We start from the raw sequence: 5,942 nt of genomic DNA, 5'->3' as shown, positions 1-5,942 counted from the left end.
CGGTCACCCCCGTACGTGTTGTTCACAGACCTGTCTGTCAGCCCGTCAGGCTCTCGACTTCGTCGAGGAGCTGTTCGAATCCGGAAGGCATCGGGAGGGTCCCCGCCGACGCCACCGGGTGGGGTTCCGCCTCCGCGCGCTGCCCGGGCGGCGCCTTCCCGCCGAGCCGGGTGGACAGCTCGGTGACCACCTCCTGGACGGTGGGGTGGTTCCACAGCAGCGTGGCGGGGAGCGGCAGCTCCACCTGCTCCGCCAGGCGCCGCGTGATCCGCAGCGTGGCCAGGGACTCCATCCCGTACTCGGCGAGGGGCCGCCGGTCGTCCAGGTCCGCCGGTGCGACGCCGAGCTGCCCGGTCACGACCCGCCGCACCAGGGCGGTCAACGACTCGGCGAGATCGTCCGGCGCCAGCAGGCGCCAGGCCACGGTCTCCTCGGGACCTTCCCCGGCCGTGGCGTCCCCGTCTTCGGCGCGCTGCCAGGCGTACGGGGGCAGGTCCACCAACCGCCCGAAGGCGCCCTGCCGGTTCACGTCCACCGGGACGCCGTGGCAGTGCAGTGCCCCCAGGTGGGTGTGGAAGGTCCTGCGTTCCGGCCGGTTGCGCAGCAGCGTGGGCAGCACCACGGCGTCCGTGACCCCCTGGTCGGCGAGGATCTCCCCGAGCGCCTGGGTGACCAGCGGGTGCCCGGAGACCTCGACGAAGACCCGGTGGCCGTCCTGCGCCGCCGCGGCGACCGCGGTGTCGAAACGCACCGGGTTGCGCAGGTTCCCCGCCCAGTACCCGGCGCCGAAGTCCGTGGCGCCCCGGGGCCCGGGCTGCGACGTGGAGTACAGCGGGACCAGCGGCCGGCGTGGCGCCAGCTCCGCGAGCCGGGCCCTGACCTCGTCGAGCAGCGGGTCCATGTGGGGGCTGTGCGGGGCGATGTCGGTGGCGACCTCCCGCACGAACCGTCCCCGCGCCTCCCACAGGCGCACCAGCTCCCGGACGGCGTCCAGGTCACCGGAGACCACCGTGGACAGCGGCGACGCCCAGATCCCCACCACCACGTCGTCCCGGCCGGCCAGCGAGGCGTCCACCTCGGCCGGCGGCAGGTCCACCAGCGCCATGGTGCCCCGGCCCGCGACCCGGTGCAGCAGCGCGGAGCGGCGGCAGACCAGCAGGGCGCCGTCCGCCGGGGACAGCGCGCCGGCGGCCACCGCGGCGGCGATCTCGCCGCCGGAGTGCCCGATGACCGCTGCCGGCTCCACTCCGTGGTCGCGCCACACCGCGGCCAGCGCCGCCTGCACGGCGAAGCACAGCCCCTGGATGTGACCGACCCGGGCGGCGCCGACGTCCGTGGTGGTCAGCAGCTCGACGGGGGAGTAACCGCCCTCGGCCCGGAAGACCGGGTCCACCTCGTTGAGGAAGTCGGCGAAGGCGGGTTCCCGCTCGAGCAGTTCCCGGCCCATCCCGGTCCACTGCGAGCCGTCCCCGGAGAAGACCCACACGACACCGGTCCCGCGGCCGGCCACCGGAGCCCCGGTGGCCACACCCGGTGCGGACTCCTGTGCGGCCACGGCCCGCAGCCCGGCCCGCACTTCGTCGGCGTCCCCGGCCACCACCACCGCCCGCGCGGTGAGCGGGGTCCGGTGCCGGGTCAGGGTCCACGCGACGTCTGCCAGCTCCGGCGCCTCGGGGGAGGCCAGCAGCCCGGCGAGGCGCGCGGCGTTCTCCCGCAGCCCGGACGGCGACGCCCCGGAGAGCGGGAACACCATCGGCGAGGGCGGCTCGGCGACGACGGGAGCGGGCCGAGGCGGTGGCGCGTCGAACCGGACCGGTGTCCCGTCCCCGCCTCCCACCAGGGCGTTCCCCGCCTCCCCGCGCCGTGCCGCGTGAACCGCCCGGACGACTCCCTCGGGGCCGGCCCCCCGCAGCGGGACCGGGTCCTGCTCCCCGCGGCTCGCCGCCGCCCCGAGCACCGCCAACACCCGGTCGCCCTCGGCCACCGCGTCGGTCAGCCGCCGCAGCACCAGCACCGCGCACCCGGTGCCACCGGGGGAGTCCTCGAGCGCGACCAGGGCCGTACCGCACCCGTCGGCACCGCCCAGCCGCCGCACCGCGCGTCCCAGCACGTCCTCGGCGTCGTCCCCGGTGGTGACCGCCACCTCCAGCGGCCCGAGGCGCGTCCCGCTCCCCCAGGGCGGGTCGGCGCGGCGCTCGACGAACAGCGTGACGTCCTGCCCGGCCAGCCGGTCGGACGTGCAGCCAGCGTGCTCGAGGGCCTCCCAGGCGACCTCGAGCACCACCCTCCGCTGGGCGGGCAGGGCCGCGGCCTCTTCCCGACCCATCGAGAAGAACACGTGGTCGAGTGCGCCGCGTTCGCCTCCGACTGGCAGGGGCACCTCTGACTCCGGGGCCCGGCTGGCCGCCTCGAACGACCTCGGGGCGACACCGATGACGGCCACCAGGGGGGTTGCGGTGTCCTGCTCCGGCCGCGTCACGGCGCGGCCCCCGCTGCGCCGGCGACCGAGGGCGCCGGAATCGGGAGGGGTACTGACACCTGGGATCGGTCCAGATCACTGGAGTCCACGAACGCGGTGGTTCCCCACGGTCGTGAGCCGACCGCAATCACGTCCACACTCAACCTGACGCCTCTGTTCTCTGTGCAAAAGCCAGCAGACGACCGACGCCCCCGAACGCAGTTGGCGGCGGGATTGTGACGGGGGAGGACGGTCCCTGTTCCGGCGCGGTAAGGCCTTCGAAGGCCGATTGTCCGTCGCGCCACCGATCTGCATGACCGCGTCGGTCAGCACAGCACAAGATACGACTGGTGTGGGACAGATCTCTTTACGTTTGCTTGAGGAACGCATGTGCGTTCCTTGGGTGCCAGTGAAACCACCCTTTGCTGGACGGCCGGGATAATTGCTCCCGTCCGGCCCCTTCCTTCGAGGTTCGGAATTTTCCGGATCAGGCGGTTTCTGTGGTATCGCCGCACAGGTGTGGACAACGGGAGTCCGGCTCGTTATGGCACTCATTTGTCATGCGTTCGCCAGAATCATGGGTGTGTGCGGGGAACTCTCGGTCATGTCTTTCTTGCCGGGGCCCGCCTGACTTGCTCGACCATGCTCCGTATCCCGTGCCTTGCTCCCCGATCAGACCGACACATCCGGTTCCCGGGTCGCGGGCCCTCGGCGGTCCGAACCGGTGCGCCACTCCTGAACGCCCTGGCCGTGCGCGCCGGCCAGGGCAGTCACGTCGGGCACCCCGAAACGCTCACGGAGGGCGCCGAAGGCCTCCACCTCGTCCTCCCCGAAGCGGCGGACGTGGGCGGCACAAGCGTGAGCGGTGAGGAACGTCGGTGGGGTGGTCTTGCTGTGGAACTTGTCCGCGTACATGACGAGCCGCTCCTCGGCCGTGACCGCGAGATGGTCGGCCACTGGCAACGGGAGTCGCTGGCGGATGACGTCGTTCCTCGTCAGCCCCACGCCGGTGTGGCACGAACAGAAACGGCGCAACGCCTCCGGGAACCCCTCGGACCGGAGGATCTGGTGCCCGAGCAGGCCATGCCGCACGTAATTCCTGCGGTCGGGGCTCCCGGCGCCATCGATGACCCGGTACACACCGACGTCGTGCAGGAGGAAACCGGCCCCCACCAGTTCCCCGTCGATGTCGCCCGCAAACCGTTCCAGGAGTTGTTCCGCGATTTCCCAGATGATTTCACAGTGGCCGATACACGGTTTCCAGGACCTGCGGTGTGGGGGCATACCGCTCGTGCAGGGCGCGAATTTCCCGAGGTGTCGGCACACGCATTCCGGCAGGATACTGACCGACTGCTCCCGGAACGCCCGGGTCACCCCGGCCGAAGGGATCGGAGCTCCCTTCGGCCCCGCTCCGTGCGGCCGGGGCGCCCGCCCGCCGTGGCCGCGTCAGCCGCCGCGCCCCGCCGCTCCCGCCGCGGTCACGGGCTGTCCGCGGGCTCCGTGTCCCCGGCCAGTACGTCGAGGATCGGCTGGCCGTACTTGGCGAGCTTGGCCTCGCCGACCCCGGACACCGTCCCCAACTCGGCCAGGCTGGACGGGGCGCCGGCGGCGATCTCCCGCAGGGTCGCGTCGTGGAACACCACGTACGCCGGCACCCCCTGCTCCTTCGCGGTCGCCGCCCGCCAGGCACGCAGCCGCTCGAACACCGGCACCGCGGCGTCCGGCAGGTCGACGGGCACCGCCCGGCGGCCCTTGGCCCCCTGTTCGCGCCCGCCGGCCCCGGTCGCGCGGGCCCTCGGCGCCGGTTCCGGCTCCCGGCGCAGCATCACCGGGCGTTGCCCCCGCAGCACCTCGCCGCTGGCGTCGGTGAGCACCAGCGTGCCGTAGTCACCTTCGACCGCGAGCAGTTGCTGGGCCAGCAACTGGCGCACCACCCCGCGCCACTCGGCCTCCCGCAGCTCGGTACCGATGCCGAAGACACTCAGCGTGTCGTGGTCGTGCTCGATCACCTTGGCCGTCTTGCGGCCCAGCAGGATGTCCACGACCTGTCCCGCGCCGAACTTCTGCCGGCGCTCCCGCAGCAGCCGGACCACCGTGGACATGACCTTCTGAGCGGCGACGGTGCCGTCCCAGGTCTCCGGCGGGCTCAGACAGGTGTCGCAGTTGCCGCAGGAAGAACCGGACTGGCCGAAGTAGTCCAGCAGGTGCTCCCGGCGGCACCGCGCGGTCTCGCACAGCGCCAGCATGGCGTCGAGGTGGGCGGCGAGCCGGCGGCGGTGGGCGTCGTCCCCCTCGGAGCCGTCGATCAGCTTGCGTTGCTGCACCACGTCTTGGAGCCCGTAGGTCAACCAGGCGGTGGACGGCAGGCCGTCCCGGCCGGCCCGGCCCGTCTCCTGGTAGTACCCCTCGATGGACCTGGGCAGATCGAGGTGGGCGACGAACCTCACGTCCGGCTTGTCGATGCCCATGCCGAACGCGATCGTGGCCACCATCACCAGGCCGTCCTCGCGCAGGAACCGCGACTGGTGCTCGGCCCGGGTGCGGGGGTCGAGGCCCGCGTGGTACGGCAGCGCCTCGATCCCGGACCGCACCAGGAAGTCAGCGGTCCTCTCCACCGAGGCGCGGGACAGGCAGTAGACGATGCCCGAGTCCCCCTGGTGCTCGGCGCGCAGCAGCGCCAACAGTTGTTTGCGGGGGTCGTTCTTCGGCACGATCCGGTACTGGATGTTGGGCCGGTCGAAGCTGGCGACGAACGACCGGGCGTCGGCCAGCCCCAGCCGGGAGACGATCTCCGCCCGCGTCGCCTCCGTGGCGGTCGCGGTCAGGGCGATCCTCGGCACCTTGGGCCACCGCTGCCCCAGCGTGGAAAGGGCCAGGTAGTCGGGCCTGAAGTCGTGCCCCCACTGGGCGACGCAGTGCGCCTCGTCGATGGCGAACAGGGAGATCGTGCCCCGGTCGAGCAGGCGCAGCGTGGCCTCCGACCGCAGCCGCTCCGGGGCCAGGTACAGCAGGTCGAGCTCACCGGAGAGGAACTCCGCCTCGACCATGCGCCGCTCGTCCGGGTCCTGGGTCGAGTTGAGGAATCCGGCCCGCACCCCCAGCGCGCGCAGCGCGTCCACCTGGTCCTGCATGAGCGCGATCAACGGGGAGACCACCACCCCCACGCCCTCCCGGACCAACGCCGGCACCTGGTAGCACAGCGACTTCCCGCCGCCGGTGGGCATCAGCACCAGCGCGTCGCCGCCAGCGATCACATGCTCGACGATCTCCTGCTGCTCCCCCCGGAACGTGTCGTAGCCGAAGACCCGGCGCAGCACCTCCAACGCACCGTCCGCGAACGGGTCCGGGGCCCCGGTGGGCGGGAGGAGGGGGACGGGTGGGACGGGAGCTGATTGCTGGGTAGCCACCAGGTCATCCTAGGAGGGTCCGCGCCCCTGCCCGGGACGCTCGGCGAACCACCGGCCGCGGTCCAGGCCCCACGGCG

At 72.7% G+C, this 5,942-nt stretch carries 3 protein-coding genes; all 3 read right to left on the bottom strand.

What is annotated here, in order from left to right; translation table 11 throughout:
- Positions 1-37: 37 nt before the first annotated feature.
- A complete protein-coding gene (locus A3IG_RS0100150) occupies positions 38-2,479 on the bottom strand; it encodes an acyltransferase domain-containing protein (RefSeq protein WP_236719072.1) in 2,442 nt (813 codons plus the stop codon).
- Between the two features lie 651 nt (positions 2,480-3,130).
- Positions 3,131-3,832: an HDIG domain-containing metalloprotein gene (locus tag A3IG_RS27980; RefSeq protein WP_322887977.1), complete on the bottom strand. Its 702-nt coding sequence runs from the start codon at positions 3,830-3,832 to the stop codon at positions 3,131-3,133.
- 104 nt (positions 3,833-3,936) lie between these two features.
- A complete protein-coding gene (recQ, locus tag A3IG_RS0100140; protein WP_018381502.1) occupies positions 3,937-5,781 on the bottom strand; it encodes a DNA helicase RecQ in 1,845 nt (614 codons plus the stop codon).
- Positions 5,782-5,942 lie beyond the last annotated feature (161 nt).

It is taken from the genome of Wenjunlia vitaminophila DSM 41686, from assembly GCF_000380165.1.
GTDB lineage: Bacteria > Actinomycetota > Actinomycetes > Streptomycetales > Streptomycetaceae > Wenjunlia > Wenjunlia vitaminophila.
This window is presented reverse-complemented; position numbering and strand designations above follow the sequence as displayed.